Here is a 23,318-nt window from a genome sequence, read left to right as displayed (position 1 = left end):
CGCATGGTAATTCAAATAAGAAACTTAGGTATAGGGGTTTTGCTCGGTGTTTTTTTGGCAGCTTGCCAGAAAGACCTTTATAATTTCAGCTCACCGTTCAGTCCTCCGAAAATAGGGAACTCCCCCGCAATAATTCAGTATATCCAAGATCCGTCGAATGCTGTAGACTATAAAGAATCCAAGCAACTGGAGAAGGTTGCTGACTATACCAAACTACCATTTGGCATTCTGAATAAAGCAGTTTTTAATTCGAATGGTAGTATCGGTTCCAACAGTAGGGTGGTCTGTCTAAGCGATTTCTCAGACCTGACCGATAATGCCATAGATTCCTTGACGGCCTTCGTCGGTAGGGGTGGTACCCTTGTGGTAACGAAGGCCCAAACCGATCCCAGGGCTATGTTTATTACAGGAATGCGACCGGAAAGTGACTTCAGTAGGGATAGTGTGGCTTTTGGCATTCGATTTAAATCGGCTTTATTTCCAGGAAGAAACGGATTTCGTGCGTCATTGGATAAAGTTGCCCATAATGGGTTGGGTATCTCTAATTTTGAGCAAACCAATCAGGTAATGGCAACGGCAGAATCCGAAGTGGAATATCCGCTCATAATCCAAAGACAATTGGGTCGTGGTAAGGTAGTACTCTGGAATTCGCAGGCTGTTTTTGAGAAATCTTATCGGGGCTTGCTATTCAGTATGGTACTCCAAGGCTTGGATGGGGTGCCTTATTCCGTAGCCAACGTTTCAACGATATTCTTGGACGATTTTCCGTCACCCCTTTATGATATCATGCAAGAGCCTATAAAGTCTGAAATGGGTTTGTCAAATGAAGAATATGTACAAAAAGTTTGGTGGCCTGGCATGAAAGCCTACGCCCAAAAAGAAGATATAACCTATTCGGCCTATGTCGCTTTTGACTATAACACGCATATTACACCACCATTTACTTTTAACGAATGGGATAATAATTTAACTACGGATAATGGGGGTAAGCTGATTTCGAAAAGCACCCAAATGGGGCAAGATGTTATAAACAGTGGTCATGAAATGGCATTGCATGGCTATAACCATGTTTCTTTGTTGCAAAGTGACTGGAAAAGGGCCGAATATATGAAAACCGGTTTGGAGGCGGCCTCAAAAAAATGGAAATTGTCGGGCTTCGGTAATATGCCAATATCCTATGTGCCACCATCAAACTATATAGATAGCATTGGTTTGGTACAATTACATAAGGCCATGCCATCGATCAAATATATCCAAAGCACCTATTTTGGGGAGCAAGAGGTGGGAGGTAATCGTGAATTTGACCCTGACCCCTATGTGAATTGGTTTTTTGGTTATCCCCGTATCAGTAGTGGCTTCTTTCTTGAACCTGACGATTGGTGGGCCGTTGAATCTATGTATTTGTATACCGGAATTTGGACCCATTTCGTACATCCCGACGATGTTTTCCAAATACCTGAAGGAGCGATTGCCGGAACCCAAGGTCATTTTGAGTTTCGCAATAAGTATGGCTTAAAATGGGAATCCCATAATGGGGAAGTAGGTCTTTTTGATAGATTTAAGGCAGACATGGCCGAGTTTAAATCATTACATCCCATGTCCCGATTCCTTGCGGCAACAGAAGCATCGGAAAAAGTTAGCGATTGGCGTTATTCAGACTATGTTCATCTAGAGGGGCCTAAGGAATATGGGGTAACCGGTGATTCGCCTGCACCAAACGGAAGCGGTAATTTTTGGTTTTGCTACCTTCCTAAATCCCAACAAAAAATAGTCGAGAAAAATTTGACTGACAAGGGGTTGGCTTTTGATAAGCGTGAATTTTCAGACGGTCATTTGTATACCATCAAGTCAAGGGGGCCTTCCATTTTTATTCCAAATATAAACGGCTTGGCGAACGACAAGGGTAATCAGGTATTGATTAGTGAATTACAGTCTTCAAAAACCGACTTTTATGCTGAAAGGGCGGCCCTGAAACCTATTTTGGACCAACTGAACGATCTAATCGATCAAGGTGATGTTCCCGCGGCCATTTGGATATTTGAAGAAGCCGTGAACAAGGGCACTTGGTTTACGCAGCAACAATGGGCTGATTATGCCACATGGTTAAGTTGGGACGACCGTCCTGACAGGCTCTGGGATACCTTGGATAAGTATTATTCCGAATACCCTTCTTTAGAACTGACAAAAGTTGCCATGTTTTTAGGCGATAACTACGGATTCTTAGATAATGCCACACAAGAACTTTGGCTGGTCAGGGCCATGGATTGGGATACGGAAGATTCGGAATTATTAAAACGTTATCTAGCAGATTTTAATACCGAAGGAAACAAGAATAGAATTGCCCAGGTTTTAAAAAAGTTGGTGGACCTTACTTCTGAGGATGCTTATGGCTTGGCCTATGTAGAGCATATACTGCACTACCGGGTACCAGGTTATTTGGAAACCATACGAACACTGGAACCTTGTAACCAACGATATGCAACCCTATCGAATGATTTGGCATGGGTGTTGGCCGAATCCGATCATATTTACGATGCTTTAAAATGGGCCCGATGCGCAACTATTGACCAGGCCACCATAGATGAATGGCATTTGAGAATTGGTGATTTCGAGGGGATTGAGGCCAGGAATTTTCCTTTTTATCTCGAATATTTAATGTCTACTGACCGGGAAAAGGCTATGACCAAGTTGGTAACTGTACCCAGTTGTAGAACCGATCTAAAAAAATTGGCTTCTGATATTGCCTATTTGTATGCCGATTACAAACAATTCACCCAGGCTTTGGAATGGGCAGACTGTGCCCTTGATTTTCCTATCACATCAAAGTTATCTTGGCTATATGAAATGGGGGAATACAATCGTATGCGCCTGTATTATAGCAGACATATGAAAATAGCACCTAACGATAACAAGGCAAGGGCTTATATGGCACAATTGTTATCTTACAAAGGCTTGTTGTTCGAGTCGGCTTCAGTAGCCAAACCTTTACCACCAGGTAAGGCAAAACTTGAGTTAAGAAGGGCCTATGGTAAGGAGCTGGCAAATGAAACACTAGCCAAAAAGAAATTATTCCTTGATACATATCCCGATCTGCTTTCAAAAAAAGACAAGGATAGATTGGAGCAAGAGTTGCGTTGGGCTAGAGGTAATGATATGTTAGGTGAATATACCTTACTGAACGATAGGGAAACCAATATTCTTACTGAGTATGGGTTGTCATATTCTTGGTATGGTTCAAAACGTAATATCCATCAAGTTAAAACCACCAACTCCCAATTGTTTCCCGTAAATATTACCAATGATCCTATTAATGATACCGTAAATGGGTCAATGCCAAACTTAGGAAATGAAAAAAGAAGTTTATGGGGTATTGAATACGGCTTTGAAGCTTTATCAAATCCCAAAAAGGTGGTAAGGTACAAAGGGAGGATAGAAAAAGATGATCGCGATAATCTATATTACCAACTTGGTGCTTCGTTGGATATAAACCAAGAAAAATACTTTGGGTCTTTTCAAGCGGATTGGTATCCGGTTAAAACTGGTCCTGGATATACCTTGGATCTCTATCAATTACAACTTCAAAATGGAAACGAATTTTCTTTCGGAAAGCATTTTCGTTATGTGTTTTCTTGGGAAGCCAATTACTATACAGATGCTGAATTCGATTTTCTAGGTGTAAGCCGGTGGGAATATTCATTTTGGGATAAATCGGATTTCTTTGCGGGTCCTTTAGCGGAAGCAGCTGTGGGTTGGGGTACTCTAAACCGCAGAGGTGGGTTTCCCTATTGGATGGATGATCAACGTTTGTATGCCGGGGTGGGTGGTCTTATCCGAATGGGGAACGATACCGATAAAATACAATTTAGTCTGCAAGCTGCCCATTATTGGGAAGTCGATGAAGAGGCTTTCGAAAGCTATATAGGTAACCTTAGGTACCGTATTGTTCCTTTTGGCGAGCTAATAGCTGAATTAGAACTGTATACCCTAGAAGGCTATAATTCAAATAGTATAATGTTCGGTTTTAGGTATCATATGAAATAGTTACCTGTTCCCATTGCCCAACTCCCCTTGAAATCGTAAGTTTAGGCCTTGTTCATTTGGGCATGGTTACCTGTTTCGATTTGCCCTAAACTTTCTTGTTATGCGGATTTTCCTTTTGCGATTTATGCTCTTCGGTATGCTGGGATTGCTCAGCGCACAGACCGATAAACCGGCCTTTTCTTATCTCGATGTGTATGGGTTACAATATGTCTCGGACCCACAGATTTCACCAGATGGCCAATGGGTTGTATATAGGCGCATGGGCTTTGATAAGTTGAAAGACAGATCCCAAGGCGATCTTTGGATGATCAAAACCGATGGCACCCAACATCAAAAACTGACCCATAGGACCGGAAGCGAATCTTCGCCCCGTTGGTCGCCCCAAGGCGATCGCTTGGCTTTTGTCTCAGGTACCGATCAGGGTGCCGAGCTGTTCATATATTGGAAAGACAGTGGCAAAACGGCCCGTATTTCACAACTAAATGGCAGCCCTTCTTCATTGGTTTGGTCGCCAGACGGCGCTAGCTTGGCTTTTTCCATGAACGTACCGGCCAAGGCACCGGTTATTGCGAAAATGCCAGCCAAACCCAAAGGGGCCAAATGGGCCGAACCGGCTCGGATAACCGACCGATTGTACCACGAGGCCGATGGCCGTGGCTATATCAAAGCTGGCTTTAACCATATTTTTACCATTCCGGCTGCGGGTGGGGTGGCCCGCCAGATCAGTTCAGGCGATTTTCATCATAGGGGACAACTTTCATGGTCTCCCGATGGACAAAGAATCTACTTCTCGGCCAACCGAAAGGCCGATTGGGAATACGATTTTAGGAATAGCGACATCTATACGGTATCCGTTTCCGATGGGACGATTGACCAACTTACCGATAGGCACGGCCCCGACCATTCACCACTGGTATCGCCTGACGGATCCAAAGTGGCCTATTTAGGGTATGGTATCAAAGAAAAGCATACCTATCAGCTAACCCAGCTCCAACTTATGGATAGTGACGGGAACAACAAAAAAACCATAGGGTCCGATTTGGATCTTAGTTTTTACAATGTACGTTGGGATTCCAAAGGGAAAGGGCTTTATGTAGCCTATGATCAAAACGGGAATTCCAAGATTGGGTATCTTTCTTTGGATGGTAAATTGACCGAAATGGCCCATAGTATGGGGGGCACCTCTATCGGTAGGCCCTATGCCGGGGGCTCTTTTAGTGTGGCGGATAACGGCAGCTTGGCCTATAATATGAGCCGTCCGGAGTTTCCGGCCGAATTGGCCATTCGAAATGTAAAAACGAAACGTTCCCAAAAGATTACGAACCTAAACCAGGGGCTGTTAGATCAACGAAACTTGGGTAAGGTTGAGGAAATTTGGTATACCTCATCCGTAGATCAGCGTAAAATACAAGGGTGGGTGGTATATCCGCCAAATTACGATGCTACCAAAAAATATCCGTTTATGGTAGAAAACCATGGTGGCCCCATTTTGAACTATGGCGACCGTTTTTCTGCCGAAATGCAACTCTATGCTACCGAAGGCTTTATTGTATTCTATCCTAATCCCAGGGGGAGTACTTCTTATGGTGAGGAGTTCGCCAATCTACTATACAACAATTACCCTGGCGAAGATTATAACGATGTAATGGATGGGGTGGATCATTGTATCGAAAAAGGGATCGCCCATGAAGATAAATTGTATGTAACCGGAGGTAGTGCCGGGGGAATTATGACGGCTTGGATCATAGGTAAAAACGACCGTTTTGAATCGGCCGTAGTAGCCAAACCTGTAATGAATTGGATCTCGAAAACCCTAGTGGCCGACAATTATTTCTACTATGCCAACACCCGTTATCCGGGCCAGCCTTGGGAAAATGTCGAGAATTACTGGAAATTCTCTCCTATTAGCCTGGTAGGCAATGTGAATACCCCGACCATGGTCATGGTGGGTATGAACGATCTGCGCACCCCACCGTCCGAAGCCAAGCAATTGTACCATGCCTTGAAATTACGCAAGGTAGAAACGGTGTTGGTAGAGATACCTGGGGCCAGCCATGGTATTGCACGTAAACCGAGTAATCTGATTTCAAAAATTGCCCATACCGTGGCTTGGTTTAAGAAATACCCAGAGCAAGAAAAGGAATAAGCTTACAACAAAGCACCGGCGTAAACGTTAGATTAGGCATGAGACCCTATAGAAAACCGCGCAAGTATTTATGGATTATGGTGATATTGGCCGTACTACTATGTGGTGCCGCCCTGTTGTCGCATACCAAAAACTGGATACAGATAGAGCGCGATCAATTTAAGGTGACTTCGGGTTTTTATCGAAATTCCATAGCCTTTACTGAACTCGATTCAGTGGTTTTGGTCGATAGTTTACCCCGAAAGCAACGAAAACATGGGTTTACGGTTCGTGGCCGCGAAAAAGGTGTGTATCAAAACCTAGAAGATAGTACCACCGTTTATGTATTTCTCGATCGGGCCGAGGGTCCGAAAGTAAAATTAGTGTATCAAGATAGTCTACGCTTATTCGTAAATTATCGAGACAGTTTGGATACCCAAGCATTGTTTGAGACTATTCAGCTTCGTTTACCACAGTCGGTTAATTAAACTTATAAAGCATTGAATTCCATGGTAAAGGTGGTGCCTTTGCCGGGTATACTGTTTACATTTATAGTGCCCTCTAGGGCCTCTACTTGGGCCTTTACCAAATACAGCCCTAGTCCTTTGCCTTTGGTCTTGCCACTGAGCTTACCATACATTTCAAAGATTTTTTTACGTCTTTCTGGGGTTAGCTCTATACCAATACCATTATCTCTTACCCGAACGATACGTTTCCCATCCCGTTTGTCCGAACTCACATGTATTTTCGGGTTTTTTCCAAATTGCTTGTAACGAATACCGTTTAAGATCAAATTGTAAAGAATATTCAACATATAGCCTTGATAACAAGGTATATCCGAAGCCAAGGAAAAATCGGTACTCAGTTGTACCTTGTGTTTTCTAAGATCGTCGTCCAATAGTTTTTTAACCTCGAGCATTACCTTATGAAGGCTAACCATCCTAAAATCGGCTTTGTTCACCTTTTTTAGTTCTAGGGTGTGGTTAAGATCTTTTATGGTTTGGTCCAACCGTTTGGTCATATAGATCATTTGATCTACTATGGCATCGTTGGCCGGATGTTTACCCCGAACATAAACTTGGGGTAGCATTAAAATATTGGAAATCGGACTTCGTAGGTTATGCGAAACCACATGAACGAAATGCTGTAATTCTTTATTCTGAAGGGCTATTTTTTGATTGGCCAATACCGTCTGAGTTACATCTTGTGTGGTGCCGGCCATTCGGTAGGCCCAACCATTATCGTCATAAAAGGCCTTACCTTTTTGGTGTACGTATTTAGTCTCCCCACTATGGGTGAGTATCCTTAAGACAATGTCATGATCCGATTTTTCACGGATACTACGTCTAATATCGTCATGAAAAGCCTCTTTTTCTTCGGGGTGTATGTAGCGTACAAGGGATTCATAGCTGCCATCAAATTCGTTCGGATGCAATCCGAAAATATTGAAGAGGGGATCCGACCAATTGATCTCGTTGTTTTCCATATCCCAGTTCCAATTACCTATGCCACCGATCTCCTGGGCTTCCAGCAATTGTGTTTTCGATTCTTCCAGCTCTTGGCGAGAGCGAATACGGGCGGTAATATCTTTCAATTGTACACAAACCCCATGTACTTGAGTAGGGTTGGTATCGGTAATAGGAAGAAACTCCAGTTTATAGATGGTGCCAGTCGCTACTAATTTTACGGTTTTGCTTCTTGTTGCGCCATTTCCATTAAAAACGTTTTCATAGTCTTCAAAACAACCTAGTTGCGGAAACTGTTCCCAGGCTTCGCAATAGAGGGCGGTACCTTTTTCGGGTAATTGACCGAAACAGTTTAGGTAAAGGTCTATAAAGGCAGTATTTCCTTCTAGAAACCGATAATCAGTATCGAGGTACCAAATGGCATGTTTGGTCCCCTCCATCAGGGCTTCGAGCATGGCCCTTGGTTGGGTAGGGGCGAACTTTTTGTCAGTTATTCGTGTTGGTTGGGTTTTAGACATAGGGTTGGTAAATCAGTTTTCTGTTGGTTCTTAATATTTAAATACAATTACGGCCCAGCAAGTACATGAAACTTTCGGTGATAATGGATTATTTTATCCATTATTATGGACCATAAAATCTCGCAATCTTTCGAAAGAGAGAGGTTTTGGGATAAAATCCTTAACATACCTTTTATAGGTCAAAGCGCGATCCCGGTCCGATTGTGATTCGGAAGAGGTAACGATGACCACCTCCAGGGATTCCGGGAATTCATGACGAACTACCAGATCCAAGAATTCGAACCCGCTCATTTCAGGCATGTTTATATCGAGCAGGATCAAGATTTTTTGATGTGTATCTTGTTTAGACCTTAATGCTTCCCAAGCTTGCTCCGGATTGATATAGGAGGTTACCTCCTTATCGAACCCTAAGCGTTTTAACTGGAATTTATTAATGGTATTTACTAGCTCTTCATCATCTACTAGAAATATTTCACTGTACATCTATAGCAATATAGTAACATTCGGTTCTGTATGAAAACGGGAATAATTTCGGAATTATTATACCAATTACCGTTGAATTACCATGTAAATAGTAGTTTTTTCTTTGAAGATTACAAGCAGTGGCTACAAAACAGCACAAAAAGAAAGAATGAGATTACAATTAAGTAGTAAAGGGCTAATATTCTAGTAGGTTTAGGGAGCGATTTGATTACTGATGCCTTATCCTATTTTATATGGTATTTTTGTTTTTCACGAAAGACTATGTTACACAACGAGCTATATAAATTGGCGGCCATTGATATCGGTTCTAACGCGGTACGTTTGTTGGTCTATAATATTATTGAAACGGACGAGGACCCTGTTTTTAAAAAAAGCGCTTTGGTTCGCGTTCCCATTCGTTTAGGAAAGGATGTGTTCGACCAGGGCCCTATTAGTAAGGAGAACCAGCTTAGATTGTGCGATGCCATGAAAGCCTTTACTTTATTAATGAAGGTACATGGGGTAGATCATTATCGGGCTTGTGCCACCTCTGCCATGCGGGAAGCTGAAAATGGTAGGGGGGTTTGTGGTTTGGTTAAAGCGGAAACGGGCGTGGCGATTGAAATTATCGACGGTAAGGAAGAGGCACAGATAATCGCCGCTACCGATCTACATGAGCTCATTGAGCGCGACAAATCGTATTTGTATGTCGATGTGGGGGGCGGCAGTACCGAATTCACCATTTTTTCCCAAGGCCGTCTTTTAGTAAGTCGATCGTTTAAAATAGGTACGGTTCGTCTGTTACGAGATAAGGTCGATAAAACTTTATGGAAAGAGGTAGAAACGTGGATTAAAACCCAAACCGCCGATTTAAGTAAGCTATCTATAATCGGTTCTGGGGGCAACATCAATAAACTACATAAGATGTCGGGCAGAAAAGTGGGACAACCCTTATCCATCTTATGGCTCAATGCCCAATACCAATTTTTGAAAAGTATGGGCTATAAAGACCGAATCAAAATTTTGGGTTTGAATCCCGATAGGGCCGATGTTATTATTCCGGCCACACGTATTTTTCTATCGGCTGCCAAATGGAGCGGCGCCAAGAAAATACACGTGCCCAAAATCGGTCTGGCCGATGGCATTATTAAAAACCTTTACCATAGCTTAAAAACGAAATAGAAAATGACGGAGTTTACCGCTGCCATTGGTGCCTTTTTAGGCCTTTTGGCCATAATTTTTGGTGCTTTTGGCGCCCATGCGCTTAAAAAGATTTTTACAGTAGATCAGCAACAAAGCTTTGAGACTGGGGTAAAGTATCAGATGTACCATGCGATAACCCTAGTGGTTTTAGGTAATTTATTTCACTTTTCCTCGGGTTTGGAAAAAGGAATCGTGTATTGTCTGCTTTTCGGGACCCTTTTGTTTTCGTTCAGTATATATGGTTTATGCCTTAGCGGGGCCAAGGGCAATAAATGGCGATTCTTAGGCCCGATTACCCCACTGGGCGGCCTACTTATGGTGCTAGGCTGGGGTCTTTTGGTATATAGGTTTATGATTTAGGAGGTCGATTATTCTCAAGGTTAGTAAAATAGCCAAAACCCATCTCCTCCCGCCATTTGGCGGGATAGGCATGGGAGAGATGGGGGGTGAGGCCTTTACTCCGCCTCCTGGGCTTTGAATTCTCGAATGGCCTGATTGGGCTCCATAATATTATAGCCTTTCCAAAACTCGGGGTCATAGGCGGGCATATAGGTGGGTAACACGGAATTATCTTCTGTAATACCATCGAATTCCGATTGGGCCAGGGGTTGGGCATCAAATACGACAACTTCATATTTGTTGAAACCTGTTAGGGCAAAATCGATTTTCATCGAAAGTTCGTTTTGCTTTCTCCGCCCTTTTACGTGCTTGTTCTTTTCAATAATCTTTAAAGGACGTTTGATACCGGTAAGCATACCACTTTCCCTTTCGTAATACTTCAACTGATATTTACCTTGGTAACCTTTCTGAAAAAAGACCGTACCCCGGTCTATATTCTCCTTATAGGAAAAGCCTAGTAGTTTTATTGATCGCAACGATTTTACATTTTCATAGTCGAAACGTAGGATACCGAAATCGTCGGCACTAACATATAGTTTGCCTTTATAATCTTCTGATCGTTTTGGACTAAAACTAATAACGTAAACAGGGTCTAGGCCAAGGAAGGTAAAGTTATCGAGAACAAACTCGTAACGGTTCGATTTTTCCAAAATGTTCAATCGGGGTTCTTCACCAACCAGGAGACCACTGTAGATATCGCCCAATTGTCTTCTGCGATATTTGGCGAAATTGGCTTTACGCTCCTTTTCTTCTTTTTTCTTTTTCTCGAGTTCTTCCTTCAGCATTTCCGATTCGGCCTTTTCTTCTTCTGTTTCAAAAAGTTCATCGCCTTCAACTTTAGTACCGAAAATGCCCGATTTGATCTTAAAGTACGAATCGGGTTTTACTCGTTTTTTAATAACCGTATTGAATTTTTCCTCTAGGGCAGCAACACCGATTTCGGCTGTTTTATCATATAGTTCAGAAGCTTTGATCAAAGCTATTTTTTGGTCGGATCCATTGAGGTTGCTACTTAGATCACACAAGATTTCGGTATAATAATCGTGTTTTTTGGGTATAGATCCGAACAGACTGTCTATAAAAGCTTTGTTGAACTCGGGTATGGTCGATTTTTTTAAATCGTAGTTGGCCTTGGTTATCTGTTGTAGGTAGGCGTCTCGGTAAAACAGTCTTTTTTTGCTTAAGCCGGTATCGTACAATTTGGGCAAACTGTCTTTAACCCGCTGCAGAATTTCCTCTACGGTCAGGTTCTTGTTCGATACCACTACCTGATCCAATTCAATGGCACTCTCGGTAAGATAAATGATACTGTCTTGAAACTGAATCAAGGGTTTTGCAATGGAACCATAACCTATGCAGGAAATATACAGGGAATCGATTTGGGCAGTATCGTTCAATTGTAGAATGAAGAACCCTTCCCCATTACTGATTACCCCTTTTTTATGGGCAGTTTGAATGGTAGCATAGGGAATAGGGCGTTTACTTAGGGAATCTACCAGACGTGCCGAAATTGTAGTTTGCGCCGTAATGAACGAAGAAAATAAGGTGAATAGGATCGGTAGGATGAGACCGGAATGTTTCATGTTGGTGTTGTTCGTTTTGTTGATGCAAAGTAGCCTTTCAAATACGATGCCAAAGAATTCTTATCATTTCCTTAGGCCATTTTTAGGGCTTCCTTAAGATTTCTAGGGTTTACAATTAACCGTTTTGTACGAACAAGACGCAACAACCCATATTATGTTACGGTAGGGAAAGGAAATCGTGGTATAAACGCAAAAAAGCCACACCTACCGTGCAGCTTTTTGACTCGCTTTGCTCCTCCTCTTGGGCTTACCGCCAAATGCGGTATAAACTTCTCGCCCAAGGCATAAATGCAAAAAAGCCGCACCTACCGTGCAGCTTTTTGACTCGCTTTGCTCCTCCTCTTGGGCTCGAACCAAGGACCCTCTGATTAACAGTCAGATGCTCTAACCAACTGAGCTAAGGAGGAATTTCAGTAAATCGCCTTCACTTTATTTGCTTAGGCGGGTGCAAATATAAATCTTTTTCTATCTAGCACAAATAATTTGTGTTTTTTTCTCGCCTTTATTTTAATGGTTAGGCCCTTATTTGAATAGCCATTTATACACATCGTTTCCGTTAGCGAATAGTAATAAGGCGATTAGCAATACGAAACCTACCAAGGTCGCATATTCTAAAAATTTGTCGCTAGGTTTACGTCCGGTTACCATTTCGTATAACAAGAACATAACATGGCCGCCATCTAAGGCTGGTATAGGTAGTATATTCATAAAACCTAGAATAACCGACAGTAAAGCGGTACGATCCCAAAAGGCCTCCCAGTCGAAGGTGTCGGGAAAGATATTCGCAATAGTACCGAACCCACCAACACCTTTATAGGCCCCGGTATCTGGGTTGAATATCTTTTTCATATTCTTTACGTAATCGACCAAGGTGGTTACCCCTTTTTTGATGCCGGCCGGAATGGCCTCAAAAAAGCCATACTCGGTATGTTTGAGCTCAATATAACCTAAGCGATCCAGATCTTTAAGTTCTACCCGTCCTCGTTGTACGCCCAAGGTAGCCGTATCACTAACCTGAACCGGTATTTGAACATGCTTGCCCTCACGAATTACTTCAACTTCGGTAGCCCGACCTTTATACTGTTCCAAGGCAGCTTTGGCCTCATCGAAATAGGTGATTTCTTGTGTCCCGATACGAATTACATGATCTTTGGCCTGTAATCCGCTATTGTAATTGGCCGATTTTTCTGGGATACCCCCAATATAAAATGGCATTCTTGGGAATATAAAGGCGGCCCGGTCTTCTTTTTCGATCATTTTCGAGATAAAATCTACCGGCATATCTTTTTCGATGCGCTTGCCGTCCCTTTCTATGGTAATGGAATTCCCGTTGATGAGTTCTACCCCGATGCGATCTAAATTCTCTAAGGGGTTGCCGTCTATGGCCAATATCTTATCGCCAGTACGTATACCCAATTCGGCACCTAGCTCGGGGTCGGTTACCCAAACTCCATCTTTGATCTTATCAGTGGGTAAGGTATATTCCCCATAGGTAAAGATGAGCCCGATATAGATTATGGCGGCTAGGATAAAGTTTACGATGACACCCCCGGTCATTATAATTAGTCGTTGCCAAGCCGGTTTGGAACGGAATTCCCAAGGTTGTGGCTCTTGGGCCATTTGCTCGGTATCCATACTCTCATCGATCATACCAGAGATCTTTACATAGCCTCCTAATGGCAACCAACCGATACCGTATTCGGTTTCCCCGATTTTCTTCTTGAACAGGGCAAACTTAACGTCGAAGAATAAGAAGAACTTTTCTACCCGGGTCTTGAACAATTTGGCCGGAATAAAATGACCGAATTCGTGCAAAACGATCAAAATAGAGAGGCTAAGTATAAAGAGTATGATTTTTACAACTATGGGATTCATAGGGATTTCCAAAAAATTAAAGTCGGACAAAAGTACACTTTTCAAGGTCGGAATAAAAGTAACTCTTTTCTCGGGTTGCTTTTTAGTCTCAAAATGGTCTATTGAAGTCTTCAATAAAAGTCGAACCCTTCATCTGTTTTACATCACATTCTTACTTTTTAGCCATCGAAAAACACCCTATTTTTGCATAAAAACAGTACATGCGTTCCTTTTTTGGTAAATACAAGTTCTTCTTTATCCTGTTAAGTGTAATCTCGGTAATAATCATTTTGTTGTTTTACGATGCACTGAGTCCGCAGAAACAACTCCCCATTTACAATCCGGCCATGGTAAACAGTGAGTTGGTCGATGATAGCTTACAACACGTTAAGAAGTACCATTATATAGGCGATTTTTCCTTAATCAACCAAAACGGTAAAACAGTAACCCATAACGATTATGCCGATAAGATATACATCGCCGATTTTTTCTTTACCACTTGCCCTACGATCTGCCCGATCATGACCAAAAACATGGCCGATATTCAGGCGCGTATTAAAAATGATCCGGAGGTTTTATTGCTGTCACATTCCGTAACCCCAGAAATCGATTCAGTGGCCCAATTGAAGAAATATGCCCTGGAAAAAGGGGTAGACGATAGCAAATGGAACTTGGTGACCGGGCCCAAAAAGGAAATCTACGAATTGGCGCGGCGTTCGTACCTGGCCGTCTTGGAAGATGGCGATGGTGGGCCTTATGATATGATTCATACTGAAAACTTTATTCTAGTCGATAAAAAAAGGCGGATCCGTGGGTTTTATGACGGTACCAAACCAGAGGAAATAGAACTGCTGATGCAAGATCTACGAGTGCTGCAGGAATCCTATAAAAATGCGGCGGGGGAATAGTCCTTATTTTATATCGAAAACCAATACGGTTTGACAAATTAGCTGTACATTTGTCTCTTTAAAACCAATCTAAATAAGAACTTGGTTAAAAGCGTAGCACAATTAAAACACGGGGAAAAAGGAATAATCAGTGGGTTCGAGAATCCGGATTTTCCTTTAAAGTTGATGGAAATGGGCTGTTTGCCCGGCAATGAAGTGGAACTCCTTCAAGTAGCCCCGCTCCAAGACCCTTTATATCTTAAGGTGAACGGTACTTTTATGGCCATTAGAACCGATATGGCCGCACAGATTCTCTTGGAGGCTAATGAAGATGCATCCCTATGAGTAAAAAGGCACTGCAAGTAGCATTATTGGGAAACCCTAATACTGGGAAGACCTCGGTTTTCAATGCCCTTACCGGTTTAAACCAAAAAGTGGGGAATTACCCGGGGATTACGGTCGAGAAAAAAATAGGGACATGTACCCTACCCAATGGCAATACGGCTTCTATCCTCGATTTGCCTGGTACCTACAGCCTTAACACCACTTCTATAGACGAAAGTATTGCGGTAGAGATACTCCTGAACAAAAACGGGAAGTATTACCCCGATGTAGCCGTGGTGGTGGCCGAAGTAGAGAACCTAAAACGAAATTTGCTCTTGTTTTCCCAGATTAAGGATTTGGGCATACCTACTATCTTGGTCATAAATATGGCCGATCGTATGGACAAGAAAGGAATCAGTCTAGATCTCGATACCCTTTCCAAAACTTTGGATACGCATATCGTACTTTGTTCGGCCCGCAAAGGCACAGGGCTCGATGAGTTAAAGGATCTGTTGACCGACATTCCGTCTTTGTCCACCAAACCACTATTGGATATCAGCCGTGTGTCTATATCCTTCATTGGAGCTTTGCAAAAGCGTTTCCCGAATGAAGATGCTTACAAATTATGGCTTGTAACCACACAAGACGTCAATTTTACCGAGGTTACCAAAAAACAGTTGGAGGCCACACGTGATATAGCCACCAAAGCGGAATTAAAACGGTATCAGCATAAAGAAACAGCCCTGCGCTACCAAATGATCAACCAAGCCTTGGAGCAAGGTTTCCGGATCGATCAGAGTAAAGATAGAAGCCTAAGGGCACGGTTAGACCGTATTCTCATCCATAAAGTATGGGGGTATCTGATCTTTTTTGCTGTTTTGCTGTTAATCTTCCAGACCATTTACGATTGGAGTAGTTATCCCATGGATGCCATTGACGCTTGGTTTGCTTCGGCCAGTAGTTGGGTTTTGGAAACCCTACCGGCTGGACCTTTTACCAATCTGTTGGCCGATGGTATTTTGGCCGGGATCGGGGGCGTGGTCATCTTTATTCCGCAAATCGCCTTTTTGTTCCTGTTTATTTCACTGTTGGAAGAATCGGGTTATATGAGCCGCGTGGTCTTTTTAATGGATCGGCTTATGCGTCCCTTTGGCCTAAGTGGTAAAAGTGTGGTGCCTCTGATCAGCGGGACCGCCTGTGCCATACCAGCCGTAATGGCCACCCGAACCATTGAAAATTGGAAAGAACGTTTGATCACCATTCTGGTAACCCCCTTTACCACTTGTTCGGCCCGTTTACCGGTATATTTGATCATCATTGCCTTGGTCATCCCCGAAGGCAGCTTTTTAGGCCTAGGCTACCAAGCCCTTACCCTAATGGCGCTGTACCTGTTGGGATTCGGCATGGCCATTTTTTCGGCCTGGATCCTTCATAAGATCTTAAAGATTAAAAGTCGGTCCTTTTTCGTCATGGAAATGCCCAGCTATAAAATGCCCTTACCCAAGAATGTGGGTATAACAGTACTGGAAAAGACCAAAAGTTTTGTGGTTGGGGCCGGTCAGATTATTTTGGCCATTTCCATTATCTTATGGTTTTTAGGCTCCTACGGATGGAGTGAAGAGTTTAAGCATGCCGAGGAAATGGTCGACGCCAAGATCGAAACGGCAGGTTTCTCCGATTTTAGCCAAAAGCATATCATGGCCCAAATGGATGCGTACAGGACCGAACTGGATGGCAAGATTACTTCCGGAGACTACCAAATCAGCCAATTGGAGAAGCAAGATTCCCTAACGGTAAAATACCAAGAGTTACTTACTTTGGCCCGTGAAGATGAACTGGCCGGTTATAAGCTGGAACATTCGCTAATGGGACAAATGGGCAAGGCTTTTGAGCCCATTGTAAAACCTTTAGGTTACGATTGGAAAATAGGGATAGCCGTATTAGCCTCCTTTGCCGCCCGTGAGGTATTCGTAGGCACTTTGGCCACCATATACAGTGTGGGTAGCGATGGCGAAGAAGAGCAGACCATAAAACAACGTATGGCCGCCGAGGTACATGCCGATTCGGGCAAACCCGTTTTCAATTTCGCCTCTGGCATCTCCATTTTACTCTTCTATGCCTTTGCCATGCAATGTATGAGTACCTTGGCTATCGTAAAACGGGAAACCAATAGTTGGAAATGGCCTTTATGGCAGCTCGGGTTTATGAGTGTTTTTGCCTATCTTGTTTCCTTGGTCGCTTATCAATTTTTAAGTTAAGATGCAGCTACTACAAGAAATACTGGTATTTATCTGTGTGGGGTCGGCCATGGTGTTTATGGTCAAAAAGTTTTTATGGCCCGCCCATTGGTGGCCCAATGGGATAAAGAAAACCCAACAAGGCTGCGGCGACGATGGTTGTGGCTGTCATTAAGAAATATCCATTCACTTATCTTTACCTAAACCTAGTGCTCTTTTAGGACGATTTGATTGTCAAACGTCTTGTTTTAATGGGCCGGATTCCATTGCGGTTTGCGGCTTTGGCCTTTGGCATCGAAATAATTAACCGCTTTAAGGCCATGTTCTGCATAGTAACTGTATTTGATTTGGGCAATTTGCCAAACCGCATGGTCTATAGGCTGGCCCTCACTATCTAGGAATAGCCTTTCGATAAGTCGGCCTTGATCATCGTATAGCCGTTTTTCAGTGGCATAGGCCGTACTGGGATTTATGACCGCACGTCCATTTAGGTCTTTTGAAGTGATGGTTATAGGTTTCCCGTTTCCATTTAATTCGGTTTCAAATTGATGTAGGTTATGGTCCCCAACGCCAATAGGATTATCATCTTTATCGTAGTAGGCACGGTGTAGTGTTTGGGTGCCGGATGGATTCCATTGGGTTTTAATCTGACCAATACCGTTGTTAACATTGATAGCTTCATTTTTAAGCCCTTTGAACTGTCTAAGGACTTCATTGCCATGTTTATCAAATTGGTAAACCACCCGGTGAGCGCCCCATCGGGTAAATTGGGGGTTCCCGTTTTCATCAATGAATTCAGCTTCGCCTTCACCACTGTATTCAGAAGGGATATATTTGATTTGGGCTATCTCGCTCATACCTTTTATGGGGCGGCCATTATAATCAAGATTTAGCCATTGTGAAAAGCGGCCATGGGTGTCATACCCGATTTGGGTATATACCACTCCGGCTTCATCGGGGCTGGGTTGTTCACCGGTATGGCCCATGTTGGTCATTTGGTAAAGCAGGTCTTGGGAATTGTATTCAAATCGGGTGATCATATAACCGAAACCAGGTCTGTTCCGAACCAACTTGCCATTCAAGTCATATCTTTTTTCAACTACACTTCCGTCTGAACCTTGCGTCCATTTGTATTTGGCGATGCCAAAATCATTCTCTACCCTCTCTCCATTCAATCCAAGAAATACTAGTGATTTTCGATGTCCTTGTCCATCCCAATCAATATGGGTTTCATAAACATTACCAGAAACCAGGGTGCGATGGCCATATTCGTTGTAAAAGCGCCGGATTTCTTTTTGGCCCAGGTATTCAAAGGTAATCCAAGGAGCCCTTATGAATCGTTCGTAATGTGCCTTGGGTGTATGTCCTAATCGATATTTCAGTTCGGTCAGTCGGTTTTGCCCATCATACTTCAATTGAAAGTGGTTGATGTTCATGGTAACTGCACTATCGATGGATTTGGCCGGTGTAATATCGGCAAAAGGGGTTTCTCGAAAGACCATACTGCTGGCATAGCGATAATGGGTTACTTCCGTGGTCTTATGCGGTTGGCAGGCAAAAAGTACCCCTAAAAACAGCGTAGTATAAAAAAGGCGCATGGCTGAAAGCTTAGGTCATAAACCTATGAAAATACGGGGGTTATAGGGCCTGAAAGCCGTTCGGGGCAAAAATCAGCACCTACTTTTAACGTTTTACCAACGAAAAGGTTTAAAACCAATGCCGTATTCTACCCAATCGGCGGCGCCTCCGTCGGTGGTTTTTAAACCTATTTGTGCAAAAAACTTATCCGAAAAATCGTAGCGTAGTGCAGGTCGCATGTAGTAGCCACCTTTGCCACGATTATCGGTAAGGTATACCCCAATTTGACCCTTAATGGTGAATTTATAGAACATAAAGTCGTACCCTAGGTGTACCCCGGCCATATCGCGTGCCGAGGCGTTTTCGTACTGACGAAGACTATTATCGAAAAAATAATCGAATCCGGCACTGATGCCGTGTATTTGATTAAAACGATAGCTATATTCCAGTACCCCACTAAAGGTACCATACTGCCGGGTATTGTCGGTGTCGGCCTCGTTTTGAACCAAACCCCCGGCCAAATAAACCGATATATGGTTTTCCCGAAGCTGGCTTAGTTTGGTTTTAGGAGGTCTTTGCATTCGGGCCGGTAGTAAGGGCGCATCCGGGTTTCTTTTGAATTGATCGGCATTATAATGGTACCTGATGCCAAAGTTAAGACCGAACATATTCAAGCCCCAATTGGGTACGAAAGTACGACCGTTACTAAAGTGGCCAAAATCAATGCCTCCCTTAAAATCGAGTTCCCGGGTAAAGCGATAGGAGAAACCGTAATCTACATTGAAATATACGGCCATTCGGGCCCCAATGGCATCGTTCAATGGGTTGTCTATGGGGTCATAGGGTTCCAGATTATAGGTTAGTCCAAAAGATGGGGTCAAGGAAGCTGAGAATTTCCTTCCGGGCCTACTTAACGGAAACTCAATAAAACCATAAAGGGCATTGGGTTGACCAAAGACCTCGTCGTTGCCCAAGAATCCCGAATAGAAACCAATACCATAGCTGGGGTAGTTGTAATACCCGGCCCAATCGCTTGATGGCGAAGATTGCCAACCCATTTTCATATTGAAGGCCCCATAACCCGACTCCAGATATCCCGATTCTTCCAAGTCGGGCCCAGAATATAGATAGCCCCCACTATGTCCCTCGATTTCAAGGTAGTGAAAACGGCCCGGGTTCTCATTTTCTTGGCTTTGTCCAAATATGGGAAGGGACCATAAAAACAGGTAACTTCCGAGGAATAGGTTGCACACGAACCGAAGTTGGCGTCGCGCAGTATCTGGGCATTTCATAAGATTGTGCGTTAGGGTATTACAAAAGTAACACATAACGCTTTTATATAACTAGACAAGGGTGGCTACTTGATTATTTAACCCCTCATCCTGTGGCCTTAAGTTTGTCGAACTTCATAAAGAAGTTGATCCAGATATTTCGTGACAGACGGAGGATTATGGGTAAGGAAATACACATTACGGCTACCATGATCAAATAGGTAGGTACCAATCCGATACCAAAGACCAAATAGGAAAAAACAAAGGCTGCCCCGGCGAAAAGTAAACCTACCGGGTAGCTGACATACATGGCCCCATAAAAGAAGGAAGGTTCAATTTTGTATTTGGTACCGCAATGTCCACAACGTTCCTTCATTTTCAAGGTCTTACTTAGTTTAAACGGATTGGCCTCCGAATACATCGATTCGGAATGGCAAACTGGGCAATAGCCTGTAAAAATGCTGTAGATCTTGGTTCCTTTTAGAAAACCCATGGTGGTTTAATTTATAATGAAAAAGACATTTTATTTAAATACGGAGGGGTGTTGTAATGTCAATCGGGCAAAAATAGCCTGAAATGAGCAGGTTTTGGTTTGGCGATTCGTCCATATAATTGTATTATTCGGACATGAGAAAACAAATACCGGTATTGCATATAGAACAGTTCGAGGCACCTACGGCCTTAGATTCGTTCTATGCCAGCAACTTAGCCATACATTTAGAGCGCAATGCCCATATGGTACATACCCCCCATAAACACGACTTTTATTTATGTGTGCTCTTCGTGACCGGTTCAGGGGTACATGAGATAGATTTCGATACCTATCCGGTAAAGCCGGGCAGTGTGTTTTTCCTCCATCCCGGACAAACCCATGCCTGGCGATTCGATTCGGAGGTACATGGTTATATCTTCTTTCACTCGAAGGCCTTTTTCGAATATCATTATACCCAAGCCAAGCTATCTGATTTCCCCTTTTATTTTTCGGTGAAGAACCCACCGGTTTTACATTTGGATTCCAAACAACTTTCGATATTGATTCCCCTTTATAAAGATCTGGTGGCCTTTTATGGTGAGGCCTTACCTTATCGGAAACGTAGGCTTTTGGCTTTGATGGAACTCATTTACCTTCAACTCTCGCCCTGGTATAACCAAGGGACGGAAGCCCAAATGGTGGGGTCGCCCTTATATTTAGATAGCATCCGCAGGTTCGAAACCTTGCTGGAAACCCATTTTAAACTAGAAAAATCGGCCAGCTACTATGCTTCGGCCTTGGGCATGACCCCCAAACATCTCAATCGTATCGTACAGGCCGGTTTGGCCAAAACAACCACGCAAATGATCCGGGAACGGTTGGTATTGGAAGCCAAAAGGAATATGGTACAGACCCAAGAGCCCTTGGCCAATATCGCCTTAGATCTAGGGTATGCCGACTATGCCTATTTTTCCAAAATATTCAAATCGGAAACGGGCATGGGGCCTAAAGATTTTCGCAAACAATATCAGTGATCTTTTCCTTTTGGACTATACCAAACCGGGGAGGCCCAAGCACGTTCTACCAAGGTCTTGGGCACCGATTCCGGATAGCTCACCCCCTCACGAATCTCATCGTACAGGGTCCAACGGGCCGTAGGCAATTGCAAAACCCGAACATAATAAAAGGCCCTTTGATCAGGGTCAAAATCGGGGTCGGTCCATTTGGCCATAAGTTCGGCACTTCCTTTTTCGGTATTGAAGGCACCGGTCTCAAGATTTACAGGGGCGTCCAAAGGTGTGGTCTTACCTTGGGTATCTATGATTCGGCCATCAGAGGCTGCAACGGTATATATCTTGTCCTTCATCTTACCATTATCCAACCAACCTTTAATAATCTGAATACGATCTAGGTTGGGCCCAAGAGCATCTTTTTGTGCCCAAACCAAGAATTCGGGTGGGGTAATGCCATCGGTAATATCGGAACCCATAGGTTTACCCTTGGCATACCCATCGGCAACCAAGGCTTCGTAGGAATCGTATGTATCGGCAAATCCGTTTCCGGTAAAGAAACGCACCTTGATACGCGGGCCACTGGTGGCAAAGGTCTCTTTGTTTTTCATGGCATCCCAAATATGCCCACGGGTATTGGCCGGTGCCCATACCCCGGTCAGAGAGCCTGGGTTAATGTCGTAGGCCATGGCCCAACCATCAATGACCTGTTTGGTACGATCTTGGGCCGAGCGGTCTACATATCCATGGCTTCCGACCGCATAATTATCTTCGTCCACATTACTGGGGGTGCCGTTATGGCTATCGGTACCGCCAACAAAGCCATATTTAAAGGGGTTAATGCCCAAATCTTGTTCAAAAAGCATTCCTCGGTTAAGACCGGAACGTACATAGTTGCGTTTTTCGAACAAGCGACCGCTATAATCTTGTATGGAATAGGCCATTTCGAAATCGGCGAATTCGTCATTGGGCCAAAATTTGGGATGGGCCTCAGAATTTCCTTTGATCTGCATCATTTCGATAACAGGTTCCATCTTTTGGCGTTGTGCGGCATAGGTGGCATCTATAGGGTTCCCCTCTAGGTCTTTTTCAGGGAACATAAGGCCTTTACTACCGTTAGAGTTATGGGGTATGGCCAAGAGGGTAGATCCTTTGTCCAATTGCTGCTGCATCCAGGCCCAAAGGTCTCGGGGATCTCGACTATCGCTGGCACTCATAGGTACATCGGGTACAACGGAATCCCTAAAAATCACGTTTCTATGTAAATTACCGGCATTAGGTGCGGAGGTCCACTCGAAAGCATGTAAAGTGGTGAATATTCCAGGTTGGTTGTATTGTTCGGTGGCTTCAAAATTGGCCTGCCAACCCGATTTGGTAGATTCGATCCCTTGGTAAAAATCGGGATGACCATCGCCACCGTTGCGCATAGGAGTCGCCACATACTTTACGAAAAGAGCAATGGCATCTTCATAATTATTGGAAGCTCGCATCTGTTGGGCCACCGGGTGGTCGTAACCCGGGCTACCCTCATGCAGTAGCGTAAAGGTCTCCCCTAAAAATTCGGCATGATCCGAAACGGCACAAAAATCCAGTGGGCGTTTTAGTTTCATTTCACGACCATTGGCGATTACCGTTTCCCCCATGGCAAAACGATAGGCATCGGCAGTACTCAGGCGGTTACCGCCGATAAAGGCATCCATAGAGGCCGAGGTATGCACATGGGTCTCTCCAAAATAGGCTTCCTTCAAGGGGTTCTCCGGTACTTCAACTACGGCCGAAGTAGGGCTGTCCTTAGGTTGGGCGACCTCTTTTTTGGTCTCTGGTTTACAACTTAAGACCAGTAGTGCCATGGCTAATAAATAAATGCTTGTGTTTTTCATGATAGGAG

18 protein-coding genes and 1 tRNA gene are annotated in these 23,318 nt (G+C 43.6%); 10 read left to right on the top strand and 9 right to left on the bottom strand.

From position 1 onward, the window contains the following. Positions 1 to 3 precede the first annotated feature (3 nt). The 3 genes from B7P33_RS09805 to B7P33_RS09795 all read left to right on the top strand — a co-directional run bounded on the left by B7P33_RS09805 (position 4) and on the right by B7P33_RS09795 (position 6,654). Positions 4 to 4,041 carry a DUF2194 domain-containing protein gene (locus B7P33_RS09805; protein WP_097441789.1) on the top strand — a complete coding sequence of 1,346 codons (4,038 nt, stop codon included), beginning with the start codon at positions 4 to 6 and terminating at the stop codon, positions 4,039 to 4,041. Positions 4,042 to 4,141: 100 nt separating this feature from the next. Further along, a complete protein-coding gene (locus B7P33_RS09800; protein ID WP_097441788.1) occupies positions 4,142 to 6,187 on the top strand; it encodes a S9 family peptidase in 2,046 nt (681 codons plus the stop codon). Between the two features lie 38 nt (positions 6,188 to 6,225). Next, the gene (locus tag B7P33_RS09795; protein WP_141402437.1) at positions 6,226 to 6,654 is read left to right on the top strand and encodes a hypothetical protein; all 429 of its coding nucleotides are present in this window, start codon (positions 6,226 to 6,228) and stop codon (positions 6,652 to 6,654) included. A gap of 2 nt (positions 6,655 to 6,656) precedes the next feature. On the opposite strand, the gene B7P33_RS09790 is transcribed toward B7P33_RS09795, so the two are convergent. Then, positions 6,657 to 8,150 carry a sensor histidine kinase gene (locus B7P33_RS09790; protein ID WP_097441786.1) on the bottom strand — a complete coding sequence of 498 codons (1,494 nt, stop codon included), beginning with the start codon at positions 8,148 to 8,150 and terminating at the stop codon, positions 6,657 to 6,659. A 93-nt stretch (positions 8,151 to 8,243) separates the two neighbouring features. Further along, a complete protein-coding gene (locus B7P33_RS09785) occupies positions 8,244 to 8,633 on the bottom strand; it encodes a response regulator (RefSeq protein WP_097441785.1) in 390 nt (129 codons plus the stop codon). A 261-nt stretch (positions 8,634 to 8,894) separates the two neighbouring features. Between B7P33_RS09785 and B7P33_RS09780 the strand changes: the two genes are divergently transcribed. Both B7P33_RS09780 and B7P33_RS09775 read left to right on the top strand, forming a co-directional pair. Then, positions 8,895 to 9,794 (top strand): Ppx/GppA phosphatase family protein, encoded by a 900-nt coding sequence (locus B7P33_RS09780; RefSeq protein ID WP_097441784.1) that lies wholly within the window; start codon positions 8,895 to 8,897, stop codon positions 9,792 to 9,794. Between the two features lie 3 nt (positions 9,795 to 9,797). Beyond that, positions 9,798 to 10,175, top strand: a complete 378-nt coding sequence (locus tag B7P33_RS09775; RefSeq protein WP_097441783.1) for a DUF423 domain-containing protein — start codon at positions 9,798 to 9,800, stop codon at positions 10,173 to 10,175. 95 nt (positions 10,176 to 10,270) lie between these two features. On the opposite strand, the gene B7P33_RS09770 is transcribed toward B7P33_RS09775, so the two are convergent. From B7P33_RS09770 to rseP, 3 genes are all read right to left on the bottom strand, one after another. Beyond that, positions 10,271 to 11,797 carry a carboxypeptidase-like regulatory domain-containing protein gene (locus tag B7P33_RS09770; RefSeq protein ID WP_097441782.1) on the bottom strand — a complete coding sequence of 509 codons (1,527 nt, stop codon included), beginning with the start codon at positions 11,795 to 11,797 and terminating at the stop codon, positions 10,271 to 10,273. Positions 11,798 to 12,130: 333 nt separating this feature from the next. Next, positions 12,131 to 12,204, bottom strand: a tRNA-Asn gene (locus tag B7P33_RS09765). Between the two features lie 115 nt (positions 12,205 to 12,319). Continuing rightward, the gene (rseP, locus tag B7P33_RS09760; RefSeq protein ID WP_097442300.1) at positions 12,320 to 13,672 is read right to left on the bottom strand and encodes an RIP metalloprotease RseP; all 1,353 of its coding nucleotides are present in this window, start codon (positions 13,670 to 13,672) and stop codon (positions 12,320 to 12,322) included. A gap of 200 nt (positions 13,673 to 13,872) precedes the next feature. On the opposite strand from rseP, the gene B7P33_RS09755 reads away from it, so the two are divergent. The 4 genes from B7P33_RS09755 (at position 13,873) to B7P33_RS09740 (ending at position 17,274) form a co-directional block, all read left to right on the top strand. Beyond that, positions 13,873 to 14,559: an SCO family protein gene (locus B7P33_RS09755; protein WP_097441781.1), complete on the top strand. Its 687-nt coding sequence runs from the start codon at positions 13,873 to 13,875 to the stop codon at positions 14,557 to 14,559. 81 nt (positions 14,560 to 14,640) lie between these two features. Continuing rightward, positions 14,641 to 14,883, top strand: a complete 243-nt coding sequence (locus tag B7P33_RS09750; protein ID WP_097441780.1) for a FeoA family protein — start codon at positions 14,641 to 14,643, stop codon at positions 14,881 to 14,883. After that, positions 14,880 to 17,120 (top strand): ferrous iron transport protein B, encoded by a 2,241-nt coding sequence (gene feoB / locus B7P33_RS09745; RefSeq protein WP_097441779.1) that lies wholly within the window; start codon positions 14,880 to 14,882, stop codon positions 17,118 to 17,120. Before B7P33_RS09750 ends, feoB begins: the two co-directional genes overlap by 4 nt. Position 17,121: 1 nt before the next feature. Beyond that, a complete protein-coding gene (locus tag B7P33_RS09740; RefSeq protein ID WP_097441778.1) occupies positions 17,122 to 17,274 on the top strand; it encodes a FeoB-associated Cys-rich membrane protein in 153 nt (50 codons plus the stop codon). 73 nt (positions 17,275 to 17,347) lie between these two features. Here the strand turns inward: B7P33_RS09740 and B7P33_RS09735 are convergent, their stop codons facing one another. The 3 genes from B7P33_RS09735 to B7P33_RS09725 form a co-directional block, all read right to left on the bottom strand. Beyond that, the gene (locus B7P33_RS09735; RefSeq protein ID WP_097441777.1) at positions 17,348 to 18,697 is read right to left on the bottom strand and encodes a hypothetical protein; all 1,350 of its coding nucleotides are present in this window, start codon (positions 18,695 to 18,697) and stop codon (positions 17,348 to 17,350) included. Positions 18,698 to 18,790: 93 nt separating this feature from the next. Continuing rightward, positions 18,791 to 19,969 carry an acyloxyacyl hydrolase gene (locus B7P33_RS09730; RefSeq protein WP_172435912.1) on the bottom strand — a complete coding sequence of 393 codons (1,179 nt, stop codon included), beginning with the start codon at positions 19,967 to 19,969 and terminating at the stop codon, positions 18,791 to 18,793. 85 nt (positions 19,970 to 20,054) lie between these two features. Then, entirely contained in the window at positions 20,055 to 20,441 is a 387-nt protein-coding gene (locus B7P33_RS09725) for a DUF983 domain-containing protein (protein WP_097441775.1), read from the bottom strand. A 134-nt stretch (positions 20,442 to 20,575) separates the two neighbouring features. Between B7P33_RS09725 and B7P33_RS09720 the strand changes: the two genes are divergently transcribed. Then, positions 20,576 to 21,454 carry a helix-turn-helix domain-containing protein gene (locus B7P33_RS09720; RefSeq protein ID WP_141402436.1) on the top strand — a complete coding sequence of 293 codons (879 nt, stop codon included), beginning with the start codon at positions 20,576 to 20,578 and terminating at the stop codon, positions 21,452 to 21,454. Here B7P33_RS09720 and B7P33_RS09715 read toward each other — a convergent pair. Next, on the bottom strand, positions 21,448 to 23,310 hold the full coding sequence (locus B7P33_RS09715) for a DUF3604 domain-containing protein (protein WP_097441773.1): 1,863 nt from the start codon (positions 23,308 to 23,310) through the stop codon (positions 21,448 to 21,450). The genes B7P33_RS09720 and B7P33_RS09715 overlap by 7 nt on opposite strands. Between the last annotated feature and the right edge of the window lie 8 nt (positions 23,311 to 23,318).

It is taken from the genome of Sediminicola luteus, assembly GCF_002514735.1.
Taxonomy (GTDB): domain Bacteria; phylum Bacteroidota; class Bacteroidia; order Flavobacteriales; family Flavobacteriaceae; genus HQA918.
This window is presented reverse-complemented; position numbering and strand designations above follow the sequence as displayed.

What these genes read in the sequence shown, in the direction of transcription:
- B7P33_RS09805 (WP_097441789.1), top strand. Translation starts at nt 4, where the DNA reads ATGGTAATTCAAATAAGAAACTTAGGTATAGGGGTTTTGCTCGGTGTT.
- B7P33_RS09795 (WP_141402437.1), top strand. Translation starts at nt 6,226, where the DNA reads ATGAGACCCTATAGAAAACCGCGCAAGTATTTATGGATTATGGTGATA.
- B7P33_RS09790 (WP_097441786.1), bottom strand. Translation starts at nt 8,150, where the DNA reads ATGTCTAAAACCCAACCAACACGAATAACTGACAAAAAGTTCGCCCCT.
- B7P33_RS09775 (WP_097441783.1), top strand. Translation starts at nt 9,798, where the DNA reads ATGACGGAGTTTACCGCTGCCATTGGTGCCTTTTTAGGCCTTTTGGCC.
- B7P33_RS09720 (WP_141402436.1), top strand. Translation starts at nt 20,576, where the DNA reads ATGAGAAAACAAATACCGGTATTGCATATAGAACAGTTCGAGGCACCT.
- B7P33_RS09800 (WP_097441788.1), top strand. Translation starts at nt 4,142, where the DNA reads ATGCGGATTTTCCTTTTGCGATTTATGCTCTTCGGTATGCTGGGATTG.
- B7P33_RS09730 (WP_172435912.1), bottom strand. Translation starts at nt 19,969, where the DNA reads ATGAAATGCCCAGATACTGCGCGACGCCAACTTCGGTTCGTGTGCAAC.
- rseP (WP_097442300.1), bottom strand. Translation starts at nt 13,672, where the DNA reads ATGAATCCCATAGTTGTAAAAATCATACTCTTTATACTTAGCCTCTCT.
- B7P33_RS09770 (WP_097441782.1), bottom strand. Translation starts at nt 11,797, where the DNA reads ATGAAACATTCCGGTCTCATCCTACCGATCCTATTCACCTTATTTTCT.
- B7P33_RS09735 (WP_097441777.1), bottom strand. Translation starts at nt 18,697, where the DNA reads ATGCGCCTTTTTTATACTACGCTGTTTTTAGGGGTACTTTTTGCCTGC.
- B7P33_RS09785 (WP_097441785.1), bottom strand. Translation starts at nt 8,633, where the DNA reads ATGTACAGTGAAATATTTCTAGTAGATGATGAAGAGCTAGTAAATACC.
- B7P33_RS09725 (WP_097441775.1), bottom strand. Translation starts at nt 20,441, where the DNA reads ATGGGTTTTCTAAAAGGAACCAAGATCTACAGCATTTTTACAGGCTAT.
- B7P33_RS09755 (WP_097441781.1), top strand. Translation starts at nt 13,873, where the DNA reads ATGCGTTCCTTTTTTGGTAAATACAAGTTCTTCTTTATCCTGTTAAGT.
- B7P33_RS09715 (WP_097441773.1), bottom strand. Translation starts at nt 23,310, where the DNA reads ATGAAAAACACAAGCATTTATTTATTAGCCATGGCACTACTGGTCTTA.
- B7P33_RS09780 (WP_097441784.1), top strand. Translation starts at nt 8,895, where the DNA reads ATGTTACACAACGAGCTATATAAATTGGCGGCCATTGATATCGGTTCT.
- feoB (WP_097441779.1), top strand. Translation starts at nt 14,880, where the DNA reads ATGAGTAAAAAGGCACTGCAAGTAGCATTATTGGGAAACCCTAATACT.
- B7P33_RS09740 (WP_097441778.1), top strand. Translation starts at nt 17,122, where the DNA reads ATGCAGCTACTACAAGAAATACTGGTATTTATCTGTGTGGGGTCGGCC.